This is a genomic window from Caballeronia choica, from assembly GCF_001544535.1.
In the GTDB taxonomy this organism is placed as follows: Bacteria; Pseudomonadota; Gammaproteobacteria; order Burkholderiales; family Burkholderiaceae; genus Caballeronia; species Caballeronia choica.
Window position 1 is genome coordinate 1 of sequence record NZ_FCON02000381.1, and the last position, 2,284, is coordinate 2,284.

General features: G+C 60.1%; 5 protein-coding genes and 1 pseudogene. 2 read left to right on the forward strand and 4 right to left on the reverse strand.

From position 1 onward, the window contains the following. Together AWB68_RS44185 and AWB68_RS44190 are read left to right on the forward strand one after the other, a co-directional pair. Nucleotides 1-620: response regulator (locus AWB68_RS44185; protein ID WP_087650359.1), on the forward strand; the 620-nt coding region annotated here is incomplete at its 5' end. A 66-nt stretch (nt 621-686) separates the two neighbouring features. Next, nucleotides 687-1,118 (forward strand): hypothetical protein, encoded by a 432-nt coding sequence (locus AWB68_RS44190; RefSeq protein ID WP_087650360.1) that lies wholly within the window; start codon nt 687-689, stop codon nt 1,116-1,118. A 17-nt stretch (nt 1,119-1,135) separates the two neighbouring features. Here AWB68_RS44190 and AWB68_RS49170 read toward each other — a convergent pair. From AWB68_RS49170 to AWB68_RS50510, 4 genes and pseudogenes are all read right to left on the reverse strand, one after another. Beyond that, a pseudogene (locus AWB68_RS49170) lies at nt 1,136-1,222 on the reverse strand (IS6 family transposase); the annotation flags it as partial. Between the two features lie 258 nt (nt 1,223-1,480). Further along, the gene (locus AWB68_RS44195) at nt 1,481-1,852 is read right to left on the reverse strand and encodes a type II toxin-antitoxin system VapC family toxin (RefSeq protein ID WP_087650361.1); all 372 of its coding nucleotides are present in this window, start codon (nt 1,850-1,852) and stop codon (nt 1,481-1,483) included. Further along, nucleotides 1,849-2,046: a type II toxin-antitoxin system VapB family antitoxin gene (locus tag AWB68_RS44200; protein ID WP_087650362.1), complete on the reverse strand. Its 198-nt coding sequence runs from the start codon at nt 2,044-2,046 to the stop codon at nt 1,849-1,851. Before AWB68_RS44200 ends, AWB68_RS44195 begins: the two co-directional genes overlap by 4 nt. A 28-nt stretch (nt 2,047-2,074) precedes the next feature. Next, a partial coding sequence (locus tag AWB68_RS50510) for a hypothetical protein (protein ID WP_235028865.1) occupies nt 2,075-2,284 on the reverse strand: 210 nt, incomplete at its 5' end.

Genomic DNA, 2,284 nt, shown 5'->3' on the forward strand with positions numbered 1-2,284 from the left:
GCGAGGCCGCCGACGCCGCGCAGGCCTACCAGCGCTTCTGCGCGTTGCGGCCGGATGTCGTCGTGATGGATCTTGCGTTGCCGGGTGCGAGCGGTATCGAAGCGATGCGCCGCATGCTCGCCCGCGAGCCAGATGCGCATGTGCTGATTTTCAGCGTGCACGAGGAAGCGATCTTCGTGCGTCGCGCGCTCGATGCCGGCGCGCGTGGCTATGTGACGAAGGCGAGCGCGCCCGACGTGCTGGTCGAAGCGGTGCGCTCGGTTGCGCGGCGCGTGTGCTATCTGAGTGCCGACATCTCGCAGGCGCTCGCGTTGCGCGCGACGTTCCAGGAAGGGCCGCCCGGACGCCAGCTATCAGCGCGGGAATTCGAGGTGCTGCGCCTGCTCGTGCAGGGCTACACGTTGCCGAGCATCGCGGAGAAACTGGGCCTGAGCCAGAAGACCGTGGCGAACCATCAGTCGATGATCCGGCAGAAGTTCGGCGCCGACAACGGCGTGCAACTCGCGCAGATGGCGAGCCGGCTCGGCCATCTCGTCAGTTTCGCGGATTTCGCCGGATCGGCGGAGGCTTCGTTCACGGCTTCGTTCGGCGCGGCGGTGAGTAACGGCACGCCGACCTGAGCGGCGCCGCAGGCACGACCGGCACCCGCGCGCAAAAGAGAAAGCCTCGCCGAAGCGCGTCACGATATGAAACTCGCTGCCGAACGCTTCTACGCCCTCGCGCATGCCGAGGAGCCGCAACCCCTTGCCCGGCTGCTGATGTTCGTTCATTTTGCTGGCGCCGCGTTCAATGTGTCGCTTACTGTAAGTCCGCTAATGTGTTCCGTTAAGGTCGGCGAGAGGCGTCAATGGTACTCGGTGAAAAAAGGTCAATCGAGCCTCGAAGCTGGCGGTGGTGCTTCGGCCCCTTGGTCGAGGGCCGCTTTCGCGCGGATAGGAGGTGCTGCCTGGGCACGTCCTGAGATGAAGCAGGGCATGCTTGCTGCTTCCGGAAGCTGGTTGAGCCGAGTCGCGGCCCGATACAAAATCAGCGTCGCGATGCTGTGCGAAACCAGCATTTCAGGTGAGTTGCCGGCGCCGGGAACCGCGGGATGGATACTTTTGGTTTTGTCGCGCTAAGACGCACTGAGATAATGCACCGGAAACAGCTTGACGGCCCAGCGGTGGACTGTCGAATGATCGACATCAATCCCACGTTCGGCCATCATTCCTTCGAGGTGCCGCCGCTGGCCGACTCTTCTATCAGCAAAGCGCACTTTATGTGCCATGAGTCTTGCGGGCTATGCCGACCACGGTCTGACCTGTCTTGCCATCACTCTGCGTCTTGCCTGAGCAATCTGTGGGATGTGCGGGCATTCTGTGGGTTGAGCAGTACGTTCTGTACTGCGGTTGTTGCTATGCAGTGGCGCTGGCTGTCGCTGGCGAGAAGAAGCCCGGTTCGTAAAGAAGGGCGATGACCGTTGGACTCGATGCACCGGCCGCTAGTGTCTTAACATGGCACTCAATCCGAGTTCGTCGGCGACCTTCTTCAATCGCTTGTCACGCGTCCAGATGGTTACGCCAGGCTGCAACCGAGCGGACGCCAGCAGGGCGGTATCGACATATCCGATTCCACGGCTGAAGAGTTGCTCGCCCTCAATGAGGAAGAAAATCTCTTCGGTCGTGGCGATGGGCGCACCCGGGAGATCAAGCAGCGCCCCAAGGACGACTTCACGATTGCGCAGGCTGCCGAGAGAGATTTCCCCGATTACGTAGGGGTGAGCGAGCACGCGTTCCTCTGACAGCAGCCTCACCAGCACCGAATCGGACGCGCTAATGTGGTCGATCCACACGGATGTGTCGACCAAAATCATTCAACATCTTGCCGACGACGCGGAGCCCCCTGAATCCCCGGCTGGCTACCGCCTAGGTTCGCTAACCGACGCGCCGCCTCGCGTTCGATAAGTGCTTTGAGGGCTTCACGAACCAGCGCTGTTTTTTCGTCCAACCCCGTGTAGGCTTGCGCCTTGGCGATCAAGTCGTCGTCGAGTGCGATCGTGGTGCGCATAGATGCTCCGATAGTTTATCGGCATACATTATAGCATCACAAGATGCACAAATTCGTGCGCCGGCCCCATAAACTTTCGCCGTCGGAGAGCAATATCTGGAGATACTTGCATACGCTGCGACGTTTTATTTGACATAAAACGATTTGTCCCCGTTTTGACATGTAGGGGCAAAGTAGTAATGTCGTATTTGAGCAAAGTACAGATGTCGTACCAAGGGATCTGTAGCGCATGCTGGTG